Origin of the sequence: Lentibacillus sp. CBA3610, assembly GCF_013373365.1 — a bacterium.
GTDB lineage: Bacteria > Bacillota > Bacilli > Bacillales > Amphibacillaceae > Lentibacillus.
On record NZ_CP035925.1, the window covers coordinates 2,896,609 to 2,918,747 of the forward strand.

At 43.8% G+C, this 22,139-nt stretch carries 17 protein-coding genes and 1 pseudogene; 7 read left to right on the forward strand and 11 right to left on the reverse strand.

All coding sequences use genetic code 11. The annotated features are described in order from the left end of the window. The first annotated feature begins 463 nt into the window (after window positions 1–463). The 4 genes from Len3610_RS14135 to Len3610_RS14150 are packed head-to-tail and all read left to right on the forward strand — an operon-like array spanning window position 464 to window position 4,299. Window positions 464–1,306, forward strand: a complete 843-nt coding sequence (locus Len3610_RS14135) for an ABC transporter permease (protein WP_255259912.1) — start codon at window positions 464–466, stop codon at window positions 1,304–1,306. Between the two features lie 15 nt (window positions 1,307–1,321). Beyond that, complete coding sequence (locus tag Len3610_RS14140) at window positions 1,322–2,242, forward strand: ABC transporter permease (RefSeq protein ID WP_176448528.1); 921 nt, start codon at window positions 1,322–1,324, stop codon at window positions 2,240–2,242. Between the two features lie 25 nt (window positions 2,243–2,267). Beyond that, on the forward strand, window positions 2,268–3,290 hold the full coding sequence (locus Len3610_RS14145; protein WP_176449688.1) for an ABC transporter ATP-binding protein: 1,023 nt from the start codon (window positions 2,268–2,270) through the stop codon (window positions 3,288–3,290). After that, window positions 3,268–4,299 carry an ABC transporter ATP-binding protein gene (locus tag Len3610_RS14150; protein ID WP_176448529.1) on the forward strand — a complete coding sequence of 344 codons (1,032 nt, stop codon included), beginning with the start codon at window positions 3,268–3,270 and terminating at the stop codon, window positions 4,297–4,299. Before Len3610_RS14145 ends, Len3610_RS14150 begins: the two co-directional genes overlap by 23 nt. A gap of 91 nt (window positions 4,300–4,390) precedes the next feature. Here the strand turns inward: Len3610_RS14150 and Len3610_RS14155 are convergent, their stop codons facing one another. Further along, on the reverse strand, window positions 4,391–5,284 hold the full coding sequence (locus tag Len3610_RS14155) for a DUF1002 domain-containing protein (protein ID WP_176448530.1): 894 nt from the start codon (window positions 5,282–5,284) through the stop codon (window positions 4,391–4,393). A 262-nt stretch (window positions 5,285–5,546) separates the two neighbouring features. Here Len3610_RS14155 and Len3610_RS14160 point away from each other — a divergent pair, with 262 nt between their 5' ends. Both Len3610_RS14160 and Len3610_RS14165 read left to right on the forward strand, forming a co-directional pair. Further along, window positions 5,547–6,764 carry an MFS transporter gene (locus Len3610_RS14160; protein WP_176448531.1) on the forward strand — a complete coding sequence of 406 codons (1,218 nt, stop codon included), beginning with the start codon at window positions 5,547–5,549 and terminating at the stop codon, window positions 6,762–6,764. A 101-nt stretch (window positions 6,765–6,865) separates the two neighbouring features. Next, window positions 6,866–7,111 (forward strand): YuzB family protein, encoded by a 246-nt coding sequence (locus Len3610_RS14165; protein WP_176448532.1) that lies wholly within the window; start codon window positions 6,866–6,868, stop codon window positions 7,109–7,111. A gap of 149 nt (window positions 7,112–7,260) precedes the next feature. On the opposite strand, the pseudogene Len3610_RS14170 reads toward Len3610_RS14165, so the two are convergent. From Len3610_RS14170 to Len3610_RS14200, 7 genes and pseudogenes are all read right to left on the reverse strand, one after another. Next, a pseudogene (locus Len3610_RS14170) lies at window positions 7,261–8,425 on the reverse strand (iron-containing alcohol dehydrogenase). A 16-nt stretch (window positions 8,426–8,441) separates the two neighbouring features. Continuing rightward, the gene (locus Len3610_RS14175; protein ID WP_176449689.1) at window positions 8,442–8,819 is read right to left on the reverse strand and encodes a RidA family protein; all 378 of its coding nucleotides are present in this window, start codon (window positions 8,817–8,819) and stop codon (window positions 8,442–8,444) included. Between the two features lie 58 nt (window positions 8,820–8,877). Continuing rightward, window positions 8,878–9,498: a lysozyme family protein gene (locus tag Len3610_RS14180; RefSeq protein ID WP_369693584.1), complete on the reverse strand. Its 621-nt coding sequence runs from the start codon at window positions 9,496–9,498 to the stop codon at window positions 8,878–8,880. Between the two features lie 89 nt (window positions 9,499–9,587). Next, window positions 9,588–10,931, reverse strand: a complete 1,344-nt coding sequence (locus Len3610_RS14185; protein ID WP_176448533.1) for an MATE family efflux transporter — start codon at window positions 10,929–10,931, stop codon at window positions 9,588–9,590. A gap of 261 nt (window positions 10,932–11,192) precedes the next feature. Further along, a complete protein-coding gene (locus Len3610_RS14190; protein ID WP_176448534.1) occupies window positions 11,193–13,370 on the reverse strand; it encodes a TRAP transporter permease in 2,178 nt (725 codons plus the stop codon). Between the two features lie 34 nt (window positions 13,371–13,404). Then, window positions 13,405–13,827 (reverse strand): DUF1850 domain-containing protein, encoded by a 423-nt coding sequence (locus tag Len3610_RS14195; RefSeq protein WP_176448535.1) that lies wholly within the window; start codon window positions 13,825–13,827, stop codon window positions 13,405–13,407. 112 nt (window positions 13,828–13,939) lie between these two features. Further along, window positions 13,940–14,977: a TAXI family TRAP transporter solute-binding subunit gene (locus Len3610_RS14200; protein ID WP_255259631.1), complete on the reverse strand. Its 1,038-nt coding sequence runs from the start codon at window positions 14,975–14,977 to the stop codon at window positions 13,940–13,942. A gap of 235 nt (window positions 14,978–15,212) precedes the next feature. Between Len3610_RS14200 and Len3610_RS14205 the strand changes: the two genes are divergently transcribed. Then, on the forward strand, window positions 15,213–16,505 hold the full coding sequence (locus Len3610_RS14205; RefSeq protein WP_176448536.1) for a helix-turn-helix domain-containing protein: 1,293 nt from the start codon (window positions 15,213–15,215) through the stop codon (window positions 16,503–16,505). A 514-nt stretch (window positions 16,506–17,019) separates the two neighbouring features. On the opposite strand, the gene Len3610_RS14210 is transcribed toward Len3610_RS14205, so the two are convergent. The 3 genes from Len3610_RS14210 to Len3610_RS14220 form a co-directional block, all read right to left on the reverse strand. Then, window positions 17,020–17,808: a hypothetical protein gene (locus tag Len3610_RS14210; RefSeq protein WP_176448537.1), complete on the reverse strand. Its 789-nt coding sequence runs from the start codon at window positions 17,806–17,808 to the stop codon at window positions 17,020–17,022. Between the two features lie 61 nt (window positions 17,809–17,869). Continuing rightward, on the reverse strand, window positions 17,870–18,592 hold the full coding sequence (locus Len3610_RS14215; RefSeq protein ID WP_176448538.1) for a hypothetical protein: 723 nt from the start codon (window positions 18,590–18,592) through the stop codon (window positions 17,870–17,872). 253 nt (window positions 18,593–18,845) lie between these two features. Next, window positions 18,846–22,010: a DEAD/DEAH box helicase gene (locus tag Len3610_RS14220; RefSeq protein WP_176448539.1), complete on the reverse strand. Its 3,165-nt coding sequence runs from the start codon at window positions 22,008–22,010 to the stop codon at window positions 18,846–18,848. Between the last annotated feature and the right edge of the window lie 129 nt (window positions 22,011–22,139).

A 22,139-nucleotide genomic window follows, 5' to 3' on the forward strand; every position in this document is an offset into this window, starting at 1 on the left:
TAAGACATAGGAAACTAATTCCTTTTACCTAAAATTATTTAAAAAATTATCCTAAAGGTTCTTCCAACCCCTGCATTGCGTATGGTATAATCTTTTTCTATAAAAGGAACTTTAATTGCCATATCTCTATAACGCCATTTCACACATATTCGATCGTATTGGTATTAAACCTCACTAGGATAATATACTTATAATTAAGCAGACTAATAATGACTTGTTATTCGACACCATTCAGCATTTTTCGGGGTATGGCGACATCGTATGTCAGAAAACAAAAAAATTTGATGAACTGGGACGCTTATTGTAATATGTAAGAACATTACTGTTTTTTTAAGTAGTCCATCTACCTTTTAAAAATTCAGATTCTTATCAAATTTATTTTACTTTAGAATAAGGGGGTAACAACATGAGCGCAGAGCCAGCGAGAGAGTCTAACAACAAACCTGAGAAGGTAGATAGTCCTATGAAAAGGTCTATGAAAGAGTTCTATTATAAATTATCTAAAAACAAAAGCGCATTAGTCGGCGGTTATCTGATTATCATTCTAATCATTATTGCGATTGTCGGGCCGTTTTTAACGACCTTTGATCCAGTTGAGCCGGATTATGGTGCCAAGCTTGAGGGACCATCAGCCGAGCATTGGTTTGGAACGGATAACCACGGAAGGGATATTTTCACCAGAATTATTCACGGGCTTTCGATAACGATGACCATCGGTTTCTTTTCCACACTATTGGGTGGTGTCACAGGTGTCCTGGTTGGTATTGTATCCGGATACTATGGCGGAAAAGTTGATGCGGTTATTATGCGTCTGATGGATATCTTACTGGCTTTCCCGGGAATTCTCCTGGCACTTGCTTTAGTCAGTATACTCGGGGCCAATACGCAAAACGTGATTCTTGCAGTAGCCATTTCGGCGATACCAACTTTTGCACGGATTGTCCGGGGATCGACGCTGGCAACGAAAAACCTGGAATACATTGATGCTATGAAAGCATTGGGCGCATCGGATGCCAGAATTATATTTAAACATATTTTACCAAACATCTCGTCACCAATTATTGTTCAGGCAAGTCTGTACATCGCGACTGCTGTACTGTCTGCAAGTGGCCTGTCCTTTCTGGGAATGGGTGCACAGCCGCCGTCACCTGAACTGGGTGCCATATTAAGTGATGGACGTGATTATATGTGGGATGCCGGCCATATCGCTCTATTCCCGGGTTTGGTAATTATGCTGATTGTGCTGGCATTTAATGTACTGGGTGATGGAATGCGGGATGCACTAGATCCCAAAATGAACAAATAGAAAGTAGGTGCAAACATGTTTCAGTTTATAGTCCGTCGAATATTACAGACCATTCCTGTTCTGATAGGTGTTACAATTCTGGTATTTTCTTTGATGCACCTGACGCCCGGTAATCCTGCCCATATTATTGCCGGTGAAGGCGTGCCCAAAGAAACAGTAGAGCAAATTGAAGAACGGCTCGGATTAAATGACCCGATTCCAACGCAATATTTTAATTTTGTAACAGATGCCGCGATGCTGGAATTCGGAAACTCCTGGCGAACAAGTCTGCCGGTAACAGATGAGCTGTGGCCGAAATTCTGGGTCACATTTGAATTAGCGTTATACAGTACGATCTTTAGTATATTCATGGGGCTGATTGCAGGTATCGTTTCTGCCGTCAGACAATATACATTTTCAGATATTGCTATCATGCTGGTCGCTTTATTCGGGTTATCGATGCCGAACTTCTGGCTGGGACTTATGTTAATGCAATGGTTCTCCATCAATTTGGGCTGGCTGCCGCCAACCGGCTGGGGAACACCTGAACAAGTCATTATGCCGGTTGTCACTTTAGGAACAATGGGAGCAGCCGTCATTGCACGGATGACACGTTCCAGTATGCTGGACGTCCTGACCCAGGATTATATCAGGACAGCCAGGGCCAAAGGATTAAAAGAAAAAGTAGTCGTTTACCGTCATGCATTGAAAAATGCGCTAATCCCGGTCGTAACGGTTGTTGGACTGCAATTTGGCGGTTTGCTTGCCGGATCTGTCCTGACCGAATCCGTATTTGCGATTAACGGGATGGGTAAATTAATCATTGACCGAATCCTGGCAAGGGATTTCCCTGTTGTTCAGGCGGCCGTACTGGTTATAGCTGTCGTATTCGTTTTTGTTAACATGATCGTCGATATTTCATATAAATTCCTGAACAAGCGTGTTGATCTGGATTAATAGATTTCAGAAAGAGGTGAGCATGATGAGTGAACAAAACATCCTAGAAATAAACGAATTGAGAACCTCGTTTCTTACTGATGAACTTGAAGTAAAGGCAGTGGACGGTGTTTCCTTTGAATTGCCCAAGGGCAAGACCCTCGGGATTGTCGGTGAATCCGGATCGGGAAAAAGTATTACGGCACTGTCTATTCTCCAATTGCTCGAAAGGCCGGGCAAAATCGTAGGCGGGGAAATAAATTTTAAAGGAAAAGATCTTACAAAAGCGAGTAATAAAGAAATTCGTGACATTCGCGGAAATGAAATCTCCATGATATTCCAGGAACCGATGACGTCACTCAATCCTGTTTATACGATTGGACAGCAAATACGCGAAACATTAAAGGTTCACGAAGGTCTAGGCAAGGAAAAAGGCACGAAACGAGGCATTGAACTTTTGGAGCTTGTCGGTATCCCTTCGCCTGAAGAACGTATCAAGCAATACCCGCATGAATTATCCGGCGGTATGCGCCAGCGTGTCATGATTGCAATGGCCCTGGCCTGTAACCCTGATTTATTGGTCGCCGACGAACCAACCACCGCACTGGATGTAACCATTCAAGCGCAAATACTTGAGCTGATCAATAATTTGCAGAAAGATTTGGGCATGTCCGTTATCATGATCACACACGACCTTGGTGTCGTCGCCGAAACCTGTGATTATGTCGCCGTCATGTATGGTGGTAAGGTCGTTGAATTTCAAGACGTCAAATCGCTGTTCAAAAACCCGAAACACCCTTATACAGTGGGTTTGATGAAGGCTATTCCGCGGCACGATACCGATGTGGATGAACTTGAACCAATCAGAGGGACTGTTCCGAGTCCTAAAGATATGCCAAAAGGCTGCCGGTTCGCACCAAGATGCCCATTTGCAACAGATCTTTGCCATGAAGAATTACCAACGCTTGATAAGCAAGAGGATGGCGGCGAGGTCCGCTGCTGGATTTATACTGACCGTTGGAACGGTGATCCGGAGGTGAATTTGCATGAGCCAGAAAGAACTTCTTAAAATTAATAATCTGAAACAATACTTCCCTATTAAAGGTGGATTTCTGGGAAGAACCGTTGACCACGTTAAAGCAGTGGATGACGTATCGTTTGAAATATACGAAGGTGAAACATTGAGTCTCGTGGGTGAATCAGGTTGCGGTAAATCAACAACGGGACGGGCGATTCTTCGTCTTGACGATCCGACTGATGGTACCATTGAGTTTGATGGCGAAGATCTGCTATCACTTAATAAAAGCCAAATGCGAAAAAGACGCAAAGATCTTCAGGTTATTTTCCAGGATCCATATGCTTCTTTAAACCCGCGGCAAACAGTCGGAAAAATTCTAACAGAAGCAATGGAAATCCAAAAGGCTGTACCAAAAGATAAACAGCGTGAGCGGGCGATTGAATTACTGGAAACGGTCGGTCTGAACGCTGAACAAATCGATCGCTATCCACATGAGTTTTCAGGTGGTCAGCGCCAGCGGATTGGCATTGCACGTGCCCTGGCAGTCAATCCGAAGCTCATCATTTGTGACGAAGCGGTCTCTGCACTGGATGTTTCCGTCCAGGCGCAAGTATTAAACTTATTGAAGAAGCTGCAAAAGCAATTTAACTTAACTTTCTTATTCATTGCCCATGATCTCGGTGTGGTACGGCATATTTCTGATCGGATTATTGTGATGTATTTGGGTAACGTTGTCGAAGTTGCAGATAAGAAAACGCTGTTTGAAAATCCACAGCACCCGTACACGAAATCCTTATTATCAGCCATTCCGACACCCGATCCGGAAAATAAAAAAGAACGGATTGTATTACAAGGCGATGTCCCTTCGCCTATCTCACCGCCATCCGGATGTCGTTTCCATACGAGATGCCCTTTTGCGACTGAGGTTTGTAAAACAAAAGTACCGGAACTGCGGAACCTTGATCATATGAACGAAGGACACCGTGCCGCATGTCACCACATTGAAAAGATTAAATCAGGTGAAATGCAGCCTAGTTACGATCAGCATGCCAAGGTCTGATTAATAAAGCTAGAAACAAAAAGCTGCCGCATTCTTTTGGAAGAGATGCGGCAGCTTTATTTTTAAGTTCTAAACTATTTTAGAAAGGCCATCAATTCAATACACCCTCAAAGAAATTGCCAATCATGCTGAACAAATTACTGAAAAAATCTTCTACTTGATTCCAAAAGCCTTCATCATTTACCAGGTCCTGAACTTTTGAGGCGATATCCTCAAGCTGATTTCTGACCTGGTCAAAATCAATATTCAAATCACGCATACGATCAAATAAATCGGTAAGCATTTGCCTATCTTCTTCACTCAGTGATATCTCCAGATTGTTCAGCTGTTCCTCGACAATCTGCTCAATATCTTCTTTCGTAGCAGGATTTTGGTCAGCTATTGCCTGTTTGATTTCAGTCAACAGTTCACTGACTCTCTCCTGATCCAATCCTTCATTGTCAGCCAGATCGGTTGCAACATCAAGTTCATCATTCGCCAGTTGCATTCGTTCCTTATCAAGCTGTTCACCTTCTGCATCATAAGCTTTATAAATCCCGGTCAGCGCAGAAGTACCTGTTACTTGGGCCGGCGCTGCCACATAAACGGTTGCATTTTCCACACCAGCTGTCAGGAGTGCGTTTGCATACATTTCAGTGGTAACTTCGGTAATATTATCGGGGGTCACGATATCAATCGATAAACCGTTGCCTTCCTCTTCCTGAACAATTTTGGCTGAGGAATACATATTCGAGTTTGGATCACCATCAATATAATTCGCCAGATCCTCTCCGGTGACAGTATATTCTTCAACCGATTCAGGGTCAGTTACCTCAAGCAATTCTGCCACTTGTTGTTTTTGCGAATCAGATAAGGCATCCCCATATACAACGACTGGAGCGCCCTCATTTGCACCATCACTTGTAGCGTATGCCGGTACCGTAAAACTGAATATCGTAAGTGCCAATATCAGGAAGGTGACAATTGATTTCAGATAACGTTTCATTATTGTTGCTCCTTTACAAAATTGATTGCTTGTCCAATATATATCTACGTGTTATTAAGATTCATTATACCTGTTTATGATCGTTTTGAATAGATTTTTTTGTGTGTTAATGTGGCAATTTGGATAAAATAACGTTGTGAGCATTAAACTTTAAGTTTATTCTGATCTCCTATATCATTTATTTAGAGTAACGAAGTATTTTAGAAGGAAGGGACTTATAATCTCCAACGTAAGTCAGAATGTTAAACGAAATGTCATCATTATGTGGATTGCGAATTTCTTTGTTGGTGGGAGCCTAACAATGGTGCTTCCATTTATTTCTTTATACATCGAGGAATTCGGAAACTTTTCGGATGCATACGTCCAAAACTGGTCTGGCTGGATTTTTGGTATCACATTTGGTACGGCTTTTATTTTTTCACCTATATGGGGCCGAATCGGTGATAAATACGGACGAAAAAATATATTAATCCTGTCCTCTATCGGAATGGGCTTGTCTGTTTTATTAATGGGCTTTGCCAATTCCGTGTGGGAACTCTTTTTCCTGCGGCTGTTCATGGGGATATTTACCGGCTTTATTCCGATGTCGCAAGCGCTCATTTCCACACAAACCCCCAAAGAAATCGCCGGCCGGGTATTAGGGACACTGCAAACCGGCAGTGTGACCGGGAACCTGATGGGACCGCTGCTTGGCGGCGTTCTGGCTGATACGTTCGGCTATTCAGCGACATTCAAGTGGGTTTCCATCACCATTTTTCTTTCCGGGCTGCTTGTGATGTTCGGGATACAGGAAGTTCTGTACAAAAGTGAAGAAAACATTGAGGGACAATCCACTTACACGAGCAAAGAAGTCATCCTGCATATTATCGGCCATCCCGTTCTGCTTGTTGTCATGCTCATATCGGCACTCGTGCAGATTGCGCACTTCAGTATTCAGCCTATTCTTTCATTGTATGTGGCTGAGATCCATGGACCCGTCAACATAGCTTTCTTCTCCGGTATGGCATTCTCAGCAGCAGGTCTCGGCAATTTGTTGATGGCGAGACGCTGGGGCCGATTAGGCGATCGGATCGGTTACATTAAAATATTAATTTTCCTGTTATTCATGGCCGGGATCGTTTACTTCCCGGGAGCATTTGTCACCAACATTTGGCAGCTCATCATTTTGCGTTTCCTGCTGGGTATTTCCATCGGGGGTATAATTCCGGTGCGCATAGCCTACCTCAGACAGGAAGCGCCACTTGCGATGCAGGGTGAAGTTCTTGGATACAATACGAGCCTAAGATTCCTGGGCAATGTTATCGGCCCCGCCCTTGGTGGCACTTTGTCCGGCTTCTTTGGCTTTTCAGCCGTCTTTTTCGTCACCAGCGCCTTACTGATTATAAGTGGCGCCATAATGCTCGGCACCTGGTATAAACATGAATATGCCGGAAAAAAACGGAAACATGATTTTATAGGGGTCAGTCCCCCACCACGTTAATGCGTTAAAGCGGTGGGGGACTGACCCCCTTCACAGAAGTGTGAATATGGTATAAAATAATAGTGCATAATATATATTAAATTAGAAAGAAAGTGATAGCTATGGGCGCAATCGTTGTTGAGGTCTGTGACGGAAATGCAATCACTTCTTTGGATATAGAAGGTATTATCGAAAGTGAATTTCCAGAGGTAGCCGTACTGATGAATGAATGTTTAGCTATTTGCGGCTTGTGCAGGGTCAGGCCTTATGCACTTGTGAACAATCGCCGCGTTTACGGCAAGACCCCTGAAGAATGTTTGGACAAAATTCGCGAAGCCATAAAAGAAGAACTGGCCGTTTATCAGTAAAGTGAAACTTCATTCAGCAGAGTGCTTTTCTCTGCTGAATGTTAGTTGAACAGAATCGGGCATTTATGGGCAGTTCTTTTTTATAAAGTACAGTCGACAAAATCTTTATTTCATTATTGCCCGGGAAATAATTTGTCGTAAATGAGCAATCAAAGGCTCGCTTTCAAGATGTTAACCGAATCCTGATAACTTTTTAAAGTTTCCATACTCAGGACGGGCAATCACTGTTTTATCAGCCATTTCCTCAATCGTGCTGTCATCAATATCATAGTCGCCAAGTGTGGCAGGGGCACCAATTGAAATCCAGAAGTCACGCAGTTTTTCAATCCCATCCCGTGCAGCCTCATCATCACTTTTGCCTGCCGTATCAACATCAAAGAGACGCTCTGCCAGCTGTTTGAACCGCCCTGCATTTTGTTCATCCAGCACATAATTCATCCAGTTTGGAAAAATAATCGCAAGGCCGCCGCCATGTGGAATATCATGAACAGCTGAAACGGCATGCTCCAAATTATGCGTTGCCCAATCACCACGGTAGCCCATATTCAGCATATCGTTCAACGCCAATGTGCCGCTCAGCATAATCGTCTCACGGTATTCATAGTTTTCCAGGTCATCAAGCAGTTTGGGAGCTGTTTCCATGACCGTTCGCAAAATTGACTCACAGAACCGGTCCTGCACTGGTGTGTTTTTTGTCTGGTGGAAGTAATGCTCCAGCACATGTGACATGATGTCCACCATGCCGTAAACTGTCTGTTCACGCGGAACCGAAAATGTGTGTACCGGATCCAATATTGAAAATTTCGGATGTGTATAGGGTGAACCCCAGCCATGTTTTTCTTTCGTCTCCCAATTGGTGATTACCGAACCTCGGTTCATTTCCGATCCGGTCGCAGAAATGGTCAATACTGTACCGAATGGCAGTGCGTCTGTTGCTTGTTCCTTTTTCGTCACGATATCCCAAATGTCGACATCAGTCGTTGCTCCGGTGGCAATCGCTTTTGTTGCATCAATCGTGCTCCCGCCGCCGACCGCAAGTAAGAAGTCAACGCCCTCGCGTTTGCAAATGTCAATCCCCTTCCTCACGGTGGAAACACGCGGGTTCGGCTCAACCCCGGGAAGTTCGTGTACCTCTGCACCGATGTCATTCAACTTACTCAGCACATTATCATAGACACCGTTTCGTTTAATGCTGCCGCCACCATAGACAAGCAGCACCTTTTTTCCGTATCTGGCAACTTCTTCAGGCAGTTTTTCCAGCTGCCCTTTGCCAAAAATCAGTTTGACCGGATTGTAATATGTAAAGTTTTCCATCATGACACCTCTTTCATCAATTGGTATAAACAACAGCATCCATTTCAATCAATACATTTTTCGGTAATTGACTGACTTCAACAGTCGCTCGTGCCGGATACGGCTTTGACAAATAACTGCCGTAAATGTCATTGACTGTCGCAAAATCATCCATTGATGCTATATAAATGGTGAATTTGACCACATGTGAAAAATCTCTGCCTGCTTCTGTCAAGATTGCCTGCAAATTTTGCATCACCTGCTTTGTCTGCTCTTCTATTCCTTCGACAACATCACCTGTTTCCGGGTTAATGCCAATTTGGCCGGACACATAAATGAAGTCACCTGCCTCGATTGCTTGTGAATAAGGGCCAATTGCAGCCGGTGCTTTTTCTGTATGGATTTCTTTTCGCATCATCATACCTCCCATTTTTGGATTTATCTTCATCATACCATTTCACCGTCTTGTTGTACTACTTTCCCGCAACAGTATGCATGTAGTCAATCACATCGCGGACATAATAAATATCGCCGTAACACGCATCAATTTCCTGAGCCTCTTCACGTGGGCAGCGGAACTTTGCTTGGTCATCAGCCGAAGCATACATTTCCTGGGAAAAGTCAATCGCCGCTTCTTGCGTATATTTTCCCGAATTGGCCTGGACGTAATCAATAAACCCTGCACCAAAATTGTACGATTGAATGGCCAACCTTATATCACCATCAGCTTCCTCCAGAACTCCGGAGAAATGCTTCACGCCCTGTTTTATGGAAAGCTCAGGATCTTCAATACAGCCACGCGACCCGCAATAACTTTCGGATGATTGCATGGGATCATTACCATTCCCTCCGGATTCCTGCATCATAATCGCCAGGAGAACGTCAACATGGTTCTCAACATCATATTCCGCCGCATATTTTTCCACAAGCGGTTCATAGTTTAAAACGTGTTCACTGATGACCGGATTTGTTGGATCGGTCGTTTCCTGGTGTTCTTTCAATGAAACAATGGAAAGCACGAAAAACAGGCCGACCAGAACGGCCGCAATAATGGTTGTTTGCTTGATAGCTTGTTTCGTTTTTCGCTTCATCATATCCCTCTACCTTTCTTATTAAATATCAAACCGCCTGCTATTAAACCGGCAAAGAGCAGTCGCAAATATAGTTTCATAGATTTCCGCTCCTATTTCCCTCTGACAAACAGTTCCTTCTGGTGCCACTTCCCAAACCGGTAATACATAAATGCCGCGAAACTGCTGAGTAAAAAGCTTGCTCCCATTCCAAGTGCGATGCCTGTGTCGCCGAACCAATCGGAAAAGAGGTATGTCAAAGGAAAACGCAGCACCCAGAAAGAAATGATATTCAAAACCAGAACTTGATACATCGACCCCGCAGCGCGAACAATGCCGTTCAAAATAAAATTAATCCCCAGAAACGGATAACATAAGGCAACAATTTGTAAGTAAGTTGTCCCGAATGCGACAGCTTCCTCATCCTCGATAAACAGCCGGACACCAAACTCAGCGAATAATACAACGACAAGGCCTATCAGCAGCATAATTGAAAAGTTGTAAAGCACGCCATACTTGGCAATCTTTTTCACACGCGGCCAATCACTGACCCCGATGTTTTGCCCGGCCATGCTATTAACCGCAGTTCCGAGAGCGTGGGCAGGCAGCATTAAAATTCGGTCAAGCCGCTGTGCTGCACCAAAACCGGCAACAACACCGCTGCCGAAAACAGTGACAACACTCATGATCGCTGCTGACCCGGCCGAAATAACCGCCATCTGTAAGCCGGACGGGATACCCAGATTCAATATCAGACCAACTTCCTGCCTGGAAGGGATTGATGGTGTACGAAATGGCGCAAGTTTTTTCCACCCAACATAAATGATGCCGTACAGAAAAGCGCTGCCCTGTGCGACAATGGTTGCAAACGCAGCTCCATTAATGCCAAGTCCGAGCCCTGCAATAAACAGCGGATTCAGAATGATATTGAGTAGAACAGCCATCATAACAAACCGGAGCGGCGTCCTGCTGTCCCCAAGTGCCCGCAAAACGGTACTGATAAAGTTGTAACCCAATAAAAACAGGATTCCGAGAAAATTGATCTGTAAATAGGTCTGCGCGTCGTCAAGCATATTTTCCGGTGTGCCCATGAGCTGCAGCAGCTCCTCAGCCAGTGCGTAACCGATTGTGCTCAGCACCAATGCAATAATCGTTAAAATAACGACAAATGCATTCAAATAACGTTTCAACCCGGATTCATTATCTTTTCCTTTTTGCTGGGATAAGATTGTCAGAGCGGCATTATTCAATCCAAGCACGAAGGAAAGAATTGTAAAAATGATTGTGCTCGAAATTGCTACCGCCCCAAGTGCATATGCACCAAGCAAATTGCCAACCCACAGACTATCGGCAAACTGATATGACGTCTGCAATAAATTCGTCAGCATCAGTGGTCCGGAAAATATAATTAAATGCTTCAATATATTTCCCTGTGTAAAATCATGCTGTTTTGCCATCAGTTTTCGCCTTTCCCTCTGCCATTCACCAAAACTCCATTTTCCTATTATTAATCTAATACCATTGTAGCATGGAATGTTGCGTTCTTCCTTTTATAATTTCAATCATTACTTTAATCCGTCTGCTGCGTACCGGACAGCCGTAAATACTGCCGATTTAGAGAAGGTGTCGCGCGAAATAATGATGGAGTTGCGCGTATACTTTATTAACTTTTAAAAAAGAGCTATTTCACAGCAAATGCTGCAAAATAGCCCTATAACTTACGCGTTTTCCTGAACAGGCTGCGCACCGGATTTATCATGTCGATTCTTTTTCCACCATTGATAAACGATAATCACAGCAAACAATCCAACGCCGATCAAATCCGACCAAAGTGTATGATTAAGCAGCACAACAGCTGCCGCTACAGCCAGGATTCGCTCAATCCAGCCGAATTTTGTAAATAAATAACTTTGAATGAACGTTGACCAGGCAATAATACCGACGAATGCCGTTATGACACTCAGCGTGATTTGCATCCATGTCGCTGTGTCATCCTGCAAAATCAGCATCGGGTTAAACACAAAGGCAAATGGAAGCAATAAAGCACCCATATCAAATTTGAAACCCTGCACACCCGTTCTTACCGGATCCGCCTTGGCAATTCCAGCCGTCGCATAAGCAGGCAGGTTAATTGGCGGTGTATCATCAGCCAAAATACCATAATAAAAGACGAATAAATGGGCTGCCAATACTGGAATGTCAAGCTGGACCAATGCAGGTGCCATCACTGCTGCCAGTACAATATAGGTAGCTGTTGTCGGCAGCCCTATCCCCATGATAATACAGGCAATCATGGTAAATATTAATACAAGCAGAATCTCGTTATTCGCCAAGTCCAGGATAAGACCTGAGAAAATCGGCCCCAGACCGGTCATTGTTACAACACCGGTCAAAATACCGGCCGTCGCACAGGCTACCACAACACTCAAAGCATTTTTGGCACCAAGCTCCAGCGCAGTGATAAATTCCCGTAACCCGAACTTCTCTTGTTTTTCACCTTTCACTTTTTTGCCCATCGCATACCAGATTAAGGCGAACAGCAAACTGCCGATTGCCACAAATGTCACATACTGATTCAGCCCAAACAACAAGTGCGCTGCATAGGCTGCCCCGGTAAACAGCAATGAAACGAGAAAACCGGCTCCTAAGTGCTTCTGCATACGGTAGGAGAACAACGCTATCGTAATCGTCCCGACAATAGCCATGAATGAAGCCATAATTGGTGTCAGCCGCATGATTAGCAGCACGATGATTGCCACAATCGGCAGCAGTAAATAGCCACGGCCAGCGAAAATCTGCAATGGTGACACAAGATCCTTTCTCGGGATTCCCACCAGATTATATTTACTTGCCTCAAGATGCACCATGAACAATATGGCCGTATAGCTGAGTATCGCAGGAATAGCTGCTGATGCTGCGATTTCCAGATAGGATATGCCGGTAAAATCTGCCATAATAAACGCAGCTGCACCCATGACAGGCGGCAGCAATTGACCACTGGAAGAAGCAGCGACCTCGACACCGCCTGCAACTTTCGGCCTGAATCCGGTCTTTTTCATTAATGGAATCGTAAACGTCCCGGTTGTCACAGCATTCGCCACTGAACTTCCCGAGATCGAACCCATCATACCGGAAGAAACCACCGCAGCCTTGGCAGGACCACCCTTGAACGATCCAACAAGTGACATGGCCAGATCAATAAACATCTTCCCGGCGCCTGTCACTTCCAAAAAAGCCCCAAACAAAATGAAAATAAAGACATATTGCGCCGAAACGGTAAGCGGTGTACCAAATATCCCTTCATTGGACAAGTACATAAACTCGGCGATTTCATTCCACGTAAACCCAAAGTGGTTCAGTGCATCAGGCAAAATCGCTCGTGCACCAAGAAAATCAGGCAAATACATGTCACCAAGCCACGCATACAGCATGAAAACCGTGGCCAATATGACAAGCGGTTTGCCGACGACGCGTCGTGTTGCTTCCAAAACGAGAAGCAAGGCAATGAAAGACATCGTCGTATCCAAAGCATTCGGATTACCAACCTTTCCGACTAAAACGTCAGAAATCATGATAATATAAACACCAGTTGATGCACCGAGCAGTGCAAGCACCGTATCATACCAAGGGACTTTCCTCTGTCCGAGGTTCTTTTTATATGGAAAGATCAAAAATACGAGGGTTAAGGCAAAAGCCAGATGTAATGCAGTCAACTGACGGTTCGGCAGCATATCAATACCGGCTGAATATAAATGAAATAATGAAAAAGAAACAGCCACAATTAATACGAACATTGCCATCCTGCCGAACAGTTTCCGGTCACTGCCCTCCAGCTCGTCCAGTTTCTCATTCATTTCTTCCTGACTGACGTTTGTATCCAGGTTTGAATCAGCCATCAAGAGCCCCCCTTCCTGTTTATCATGATAGTCGTTATTCTATAAGCTTTGTCCATAAATATGTGAGCCTGTTTTCCTGTTCAATCACAAGTGAAAATGTTCTCCCGACAAACGGCTCACGCGATATATCCCATGTTTGTCCATCAATTGTTATAGTTTGTTCGGCAATACTGACAGGGTGAAAAAGCACTTCCTGAAACAGCTTGTCTATATTATCGATTACGTAAAACCCATCTTCCATACGATCAGTGGAACCAGACGGCGGTTCTGTTTCAATCCCGGCCCCGAAGCTGCAATTCCAGCTTTCCATTAAAACCATCTCATAGTCGCCGTTCACTTCATACTTTTCTATAATCGGGCATTTGACAACTGAATGAAGGTAACGTGATGAAAACGTTGTATCGGCATTTACCCGCTCAGCTATCAGCACATCGCCATTGTCCGCTTTTGCGTACATGACATGAACATCTGATCGAAGCCAATAAATGCCGAATATGATTATTAAAATCATTAAGAGTAAGACAAGCCTGCGTTTAAGCAGGCTCCTGAATCTATTGAAGGGTGACGAATTATTCGACAGAGACACCTTCTTCTTCATAATAGCGGGCAGCACCCGGATGAAGATCAATCGACATACCTTCTGTTGCGGTCTCCAATGTTATATCTGTACCGCGTGAATGTGCTGACTCCAGTTCCTCACGGTTTTCAAACATGGCTTTTGTCATGTTATAAACCGCATCTTCCGGCAGCTCCGAATCCACAACCATTATGGCCATGACAGCAACCGTCGTGATATCCTCCTGTTGACCGTAATCGGAATAAGTATCAGCAGAAATGGTCTTCTCCGTGTAATACGAGTATTCCGAAGTGAGGCTCTCAATGACGTCATCCGGAATCGACAGCACTTGGACATCCTGATTGGCACCCAATTCCTGAATCGCACTTGTTGGCGCACCACCAACGATAAACGCTGCGTCAATTGTACCATTCTGCATGCCCTGAGAAGCATCACCAAAGCCCATATACTCAGCTGTCAAATCATCATACGTGAGCCCGGCTGCTTCCAAAACCTGATTGGCGTTTGCTTCAGTTCCACTGCCCTGGTCCCCGACAGCCACATTTTTGCCTTCCAGATCTTCAATTGAATTGATATCACTGTCTGCCGTTGTCACAAGCTGAAGGTCTTCCGGATACAGTGATACCATACCGGCCATGTTATCCACCGTATTGCCTTCAAAGTCCGCAAGTGTTTCGCCATTCACGGCGTAGTAAGCGATATCATTCTGAATCAGAGCTAACTGGTAATCACCACTCGCCATTTCCTGAGCGTTCGTGACCGATGCTCCTGTCGATACGGCGCGTGCCTGTGACACACCTTCCACATCACCGAAAATCTGCTGTGCCATCGCAACACCCAGTGGATAATACGTACCGCTTGTTCCACCAGTGCCAAGGGTTACACTGACCTCTTCACCTGAAGCGTCATCGCCGCCATCATCACTGCCTCCATCATCGGTCTCCCCTTCTCCGTTTTGTGCACTGCCGCATCCCGCAAGTACCAAAAGCATAATAATAAGTAAAAACCCCGTAAGTTTCAGACTCTTCACATAATTACCCCCTTTTATTAAATTATAAAAGCCACTTTTAATTTAAACCGTTTTCACATTATATGTCAAGCTTTAAAAGTTTATGAGAATACTATTTTATTCGTTTTGAAACCTTAAGACTTCACTATTTTACTTCTTGACAATATTATGAAAATTCCGTACTATAATAGTAACGAATTTTGTCGTTAAATAAGTCGATCACTCTATAACAAAATCCAGGACAGGAGGAATAATCGTGCAAGTCAAAATTGCTGTGTTTGCCAGGAAAGATATCATAAATCGACTTAACAGCTTCATTAATGAAACGGAAGATATTGAGATATACCCCTTTGCCTTTAATGAGGCAGAGGAAACCGCGGAATTAGTGGAAAAAGCCTTTATGTGTGATATTTATTTATTTGCGGGCCCATTACCGTATCTATATGCAAAAAAAATCATAGATAAAAAAAGACTTCCTGCTGTTCAGGTGGATTTTGATCCATATATGATCCTGACGTCACTCTATCAATTAAAACATTATGACGACCAAAAATTGAGCCGCCTTTCCATTGATATACAGGACAGCACACATATAGACGAGGTATTCTTTGAGATTGATAATAACAAGGATGATATTTATACGTACAGCTATGGAAGCGATAACACCATTAATATCAGACAGATTGCTGACTATCATCAATTACTCTATGACGGAAAAAAGGTTGATTATGTCCTGACCTCCATTCATGAAGTCGAACAGATTCTAAGAGAAAGGGGGGTACCGGCCAGTTGCATGCACATTCCCAAACTGAATCTTATGCATGCGATTGAAAAAGCCAAATCGATTGCCGCAATCAACCAATCACAAAGCGCACAAATTGTTGCCGGGTATGTCCGCATTAAAAACTTTGATGCCATCAAATCGGAACAAGGCGATTTCTATACACAGGAACTGCAGTTGAAATTACACCGGATTTTACAGGATTACGCTCAGAGAACACATGCATCCGTCCTGTCTGACAATAATAACCAATTTGTTTTGTTTGGGACACGCGGCATACTGGACCATATTACCAATCATTATCGTGATTTTCCATTACTTAAGACGATTGAACACGAATTGAATACACCCGTTGATATCGGATTCGGCCTTGGATTGACAGCAAAACAGGCCGAAAACAATGCCAAACTCGCACTAAGAGCAAGCGATGATAAAGACGAAGGAACATGTTATATCGTGAATGAACGGCGTGACATGATCGGACCGCTCGGTGTCAAAAAAGAATTCAACCCATCCGCGCTATATCGTTCACTCATACATGAGGCCAAATTAAATAACGAATTATCCTATAATTTTATCGATTTCATTGAAGTACGGAACAACGAACCATTTTCATCCAATGATATCGCCAAATATTATGGGGTCACAAAGCGGAGTGCCGAACGAACCATTAAAAAGCTGATGGCAGGAAACGTTATTAAAGCAAGTGGGGAAGAAAAGCCATATGTGAAAGGGCGGCCGCGAAAATTGTTCAAGCTAAACCAATAACACCTGCGTAAAGTACCACCTGAAGAAATTCAATCTGCTCTGGCTTCAAACATAAAATGACTGCCCCCCTGCTTTTATGCATACTTTCGGGGCAGTCCTTTCATGGTCATTGCGATCGATTATTAAATAGATAATTCAAAACTTCATCATAGATAGGAACTGAATCGGTAATAAGAAATACGGGCAAGATCATTATTGTGAATATAACAGCAATGTTCGCTACAATAAATTTAGCGGTTCCTTTGAAAAGACGTTTCATATTACCACCTTTCAATACGCCGTTAACCGTATGCTGATACTCCCACAGCTAAAGCAGTGGGGTTCTGAATCCATTGTCCTTCTTCCGGCCGGCAGCCACAGACACATTTGCATGTGCTCGACATTTAGGGTTGTCCAGGAATACTGGGACCATTTCCTTCAGAACTTTCACGGCCAAAGCAACCTCTGTTGCCATTAACGACCGCATCTTTGACTTTCACAAGCCCGGTGGTATCACACCGCCATATGTGTTGCATTAGTTTTTGACACTGATTCCCGAATTTAAAATCATTCTTTTGCCGTTTACAATAGCCCGTATTGCCTGGTCATGCAAGTTTTTAAACAATGGAAAGGTTTCCTTACATTTGCTTCGATCTGGTCTGGTTCCTGACTTATTGGCATTCATCAATAAGAAGGCTGAATATAAATCACGCTGCAGCTTCGTATTGTCATCAATCACATGCCAGCGCTGTGACAACAGCTTTTTGCTGTATATATTTTTAACATGGCAGTACTGGCTGGCTTTGAACTTCTGAGTATTCACTTCTGCAAAGGTGCCGCCCAAGCGTTTCACCTTCTCTCGCAGTATGGTGATAAACATGGCAGGTGCCCGATTGCCGAGTGTTTTCCCAAAACGTTTTTTGCGTACATATTTTCCTGTTTTCCCGGATCTTTCAGTATTCTGCTTTCGTTTTTGCAGGGCTTTAAAATGCATGGTTTCCGTATAAAAGTAATCGCCAAGCGTGAGAAGTTCGTTTGCTAAAGTACGGTGGGATAATTTTCGAATCACTGCTTGTTTGCGATGCAATTCTTTTAATCTTACACGATACTTCCGATAATGATTGGAAAATATCCAGGTTTTCTTTCCTTGTTTGATCGTGCCATCTCTATTGAAATTTTGCGGGTTCATCGCGCGCCTTGAACGATCCATTTTGCGTTGAACCAATCGAATATCACGTGATATTTCTTGAACCTGTTCCGCTAAATTGAATAAGGCAGCTTTTGTTAATGATGACACAGCCAGGGTTGATGTGCCAATATCCAATCCAACGTTTCCCTTTCCAAGCATTCTGTTTTTGGATGGCGGATACCCGCTGATAACCAAATCAGCAAAATAGCGTATGCACCCTCTTATTTCTTTTTGAACAATCCGAACAAATTTTACCGTATCGGTCTTGTACCGTTTTCTCTTTTCCGTCTGATATGATTGTATAGGAGAAGGGTGTTTGTTGATCTAAATGGTGAAGAACCTCAGAAGCATAGGCATCATGCTTTCTGATTCTCAGTGGTGTTGTCAAATCCTTATAAACGAGAAATCCATCTATAAATCGCCAGCCTGTCGTGTTCGTTTTCCCTTCAAAACTCTCCATGTCCCCTTTTCGAACAAAGCGGACATGCTTAGCCTTGCCCAATAGTTTTTTACTGAATGTCAGCCAGGCGCGAGAGGCTATTTTTTGTGCAACAGCTGCATTCACTTTATTATGGAAGTGCTTACGAATAGGCTTTACCCACGTGTGTGAAGCAAACTCGGTCAGTCCATATTTTTTTCGTAAAAGATGAAGCTTTTGATTGATCATTTTCTTTTCATCAATAAGCGAGGCATCATGGTCATCTTTTGCCAATTTCTTATTGACGCCATGCAGTTGGCGGATTAACCGCTTATATGTCTTTTCCCGTTTCATTTGTTTTTCACGTTTCAAGTATTCACCAAGAACGGTATTATATATGACCCGGCAAATTTCCAATTCATCAGTGATGGCAGCAAACATTCTTGTGTTATAGTCTAATTCAAGGGTTAACACAAACGTTGGGGATGTTGTTTTGGTCAATGTGAGCACCCCTTCTAAAGGGAACGTATGTTTTATTTTATTATACCTTACCACCTATCAGAAGACAAGGAATATTTTTATAATATCGTTATTTTTTTCAGATTTTTTCAGATACTTAAAGCACCACAAACCCCTTTTTTTGTGGTGCTCCGTATCTGACCTCACTTTCATCCCATGTCTAAAGACGATGGGCTTTCGCGTTCAGTGAATTCTGTAATATTTTCTCACAATTCTGTAAACCCGTATAATAGCATCATATACTCAACAACTCGCGCACGTCATCCTCACTTAGACTTGACAGCATCGTCTCACCTGGCTGGATAACCTGATCAATCAGCTCACGTTTTTTCTGCTGCAGTTCATAAATTTTTTCCTCTATCGTCCCTTCTGTCACAAGGCGGATCACCTGGACGACGTTTTTCTGTCCGAACCGGTGCGCACGTCCTGTTGCCTGGTCTTCAACGGCCGGATTCCACCATAAATCATACAGAATAACGGTATCTGCACCAGTTAAATTCAACCCGGTACCACCGGCTTTTAAGGAAACAAGAAATACACTTTTCTCGCCATGATTGAACCGCTCACTCATTTGGACACGTTCTTCCGATCCGGTCTGTCCATGCAGATAAAAATAGTCAATGCCCTGTTCCTGCAGTTTTTCAATAATAATTTCATGCATACTGGTAAACTGTGAGAAAATCAGCATTCGTTTGCCGTTTGCCACCGCATTCTTCACAGTGTCCATCAGCTGATTCAGTTTGCCTGATTCACCTTCGTAATTTTCCACGAAAACGGACGGATGACAGCAAATCTGACGCAGGCGTGTCAGTCCCGCCAAAATTTTCATCCGGTTCTGCTGAAAGCCGCTCTCTTTCATCGATTGTGCCGCTTCTTGCTGCAGCTGACGCCAATAGCCAACGTACAAGTCCTTTTGATCTTTCGTCAGCTCCGAAACGTGTACCGATTCGATTTTTTCAGGGAGCTCGGTCAGGACATCCTGTTTCAACCGGCGTAAAATAAACGGCCTGGTCATCGATGCGATTTTGTCATGCTCCAGTTGTTTAAATTTACGCTGGTTCGGCATTAACCCTGGCAGAATCACTTGAAAAATCGCCCACAATTCATCAATGGAATTTTCAATCGGTGTACCGCTCAGGGCAAACCGTCTCCCGGCTTTCAGCTGACGGATTGCCTGGGAGGTTTTTGTGGCATAGTTTTTAATATATTGCGCTTCATCGAGGATCAGTGTCTGAAACGTCTTCTCCCGGTAATGTTCAATATCCTGGCGCAATGTCGCATAGGACGTAATCCAAACATCCCTGTCACCGTATTGTTCAATCATATTCGCACGTTCTGCGGGCGATCCGGTTAGAATCCCGACCTGCAAATCCGGCGCAAATTTTTCGAATTCATTTTTCCAGTTATACAAGACTGAGGACGGCGCTACAATCAGATGCGGTGTATCACCTGACTCGGAAAGAATATAGGCGATGCTCTGCAATGTTTTCCCGAGCCCCATATCATCCGCCAGAATACCGCCAAGATGGTAGTTGCTCAATGACTTAAACCATTGATAGCCTGTCAGCTGGTAATTCCTCAAGTCTGCCTGCAGGTTTTCCGGCAATGGATAAACTTGCTCTTCCGGAGATTGCAATTGACTCAGCAGCTGCCGGAATGCCGGATCATACTGCTTAGACGTATCGATCAACTCATCCACATGCGTCCCCCGGTAAACGGGCATCTGCACATTCCCATCCTGCAAGTCCTCCTGATGGATATCCATATCATCAAAAAACTGTTTCACTGAGGCAAATTCATCACCCTCCAATGACAAAAACGCCCCATCCTTCAGGCGATAGAACCGTTTCTTTTCCATCACCGCATTGAGAACCTGGTTTATTTCATCATCATCGATTCCATCAATATTGAAACCAATGTCCAGCAAATTGGATGACGATTCCAGCTGGACGCTCGTGCTCGGTGATGGTTGATGATCCATGAAGAATTGACGAATCTCATCTGTCATAAACAGTTCAAGATATTTATCAAGCACCGGCAGGACCTTGAATAAAAATTCATATAACGTTTCTTCATCGATTTCAATATATAGTTCCCTGCCATTGTAATGGAAATTCGCATGTTCAATCAGGTTCATAATCTGCTGTTCTTTTTCAACATCCCGAATGACGATTGTATCATCATCCTGCGCGCGTCCATTGAATGGATCAATCCCATGGTCGCCATAATGATAACTCAGATGCCCGACAACCCAATTGTCCCGCAGTTCCAGGTACAGCTTGGCCTGGAGCGGGAGCTGAATGATTTCATTCGCCACATTTTCTGAAATCTGCACGTCACCTATCTTTTCCAATGATGGAATAACCCGGGAAATAAAGTCATCCTTCTTTTCCGGTGTGACCGGCAGTTGTTTACTTTGGGCGCTGGCAGCCGTGATATGTTCAATAACGGGCAACTGGTCTTTTTCCGGAAAATAGAAAATACCGTGTGCAAACAATAGACCGTAATGCTTAAAATACGTGACGGAATTGATATCCCCCAGCCGTAATGACAGTTCACCGGTCTCCGTTTCAGTCAAGTCAAAATAAAACGGCAGTTCGTCTTCCATGATGGTGACATCCTGGAATTCCTCCTCAGACGTTTTGACGGTGAAGTCTCGCTCTGTCAGCATTTGCAGCAGTTGCTTTGCGGTTAATGGCGGAATGACGACAGATCGTTCCGAAGCATCCATATACCGATAGATTCCTCTGTCAAAATAGATTTTCTCATTGTTTAAAATAGAATACAGCAGCTCCAAAATTTGCAAATCCTGCTCATGAAAATAATGAATCTCCGGATTGTATGTGAATGTTTTCGTAAAATAATGTTCATTGCCGGTAAAAACATCTTCCAAAAAATCCTGAACATTCTTGACAACAAGAGGGCGGTTTTCGCCGACTTTCAATTCCAGCAGCAAATTTCGCTCATATCCCCATCTGCAGTAATATTCAACATGCAGTGGTATTTTCTGTAATGTGACTTCTGATGCCGGCTGATACGTTTCCAATGAGGCGATCGAGTTCAGAAGCCAGTCGGTCGTACGATAATCTCTGGACATTTTAACCGGATTATCAATCGGGCTATTGCTGATTTCAAGCAAAACCGCCGCAATATGCTTACACGGGCCAAACGTATCAAATGCCGGACAGTTGCAGGAAACCTCAAACGACCCACTCGATTGTTCGGCCGTATTGATCTCCACAAAATAGTCTTCTGTCCCATGTACAACAGCAGACCAGATTTTAAAATTCCGATCATATACCAGATCACTGACAAGATTGCGATTATAATATTGCAAGCCGCGCTGGTAGACGGCGGCTGAAAACATCTTTTGTATATTTAAGTCCTGAATGTTTTTCAAAACGCATTTACCCTACTTTCTGTCATCGCTTTATCCCGCATGTAACTGGCAGTAGGACCCCACAACTTTAAAGACATGTTGGGGCAACTGCCAGTAAATGTCCGATTCGGCTCAACTAACATCCAGCGA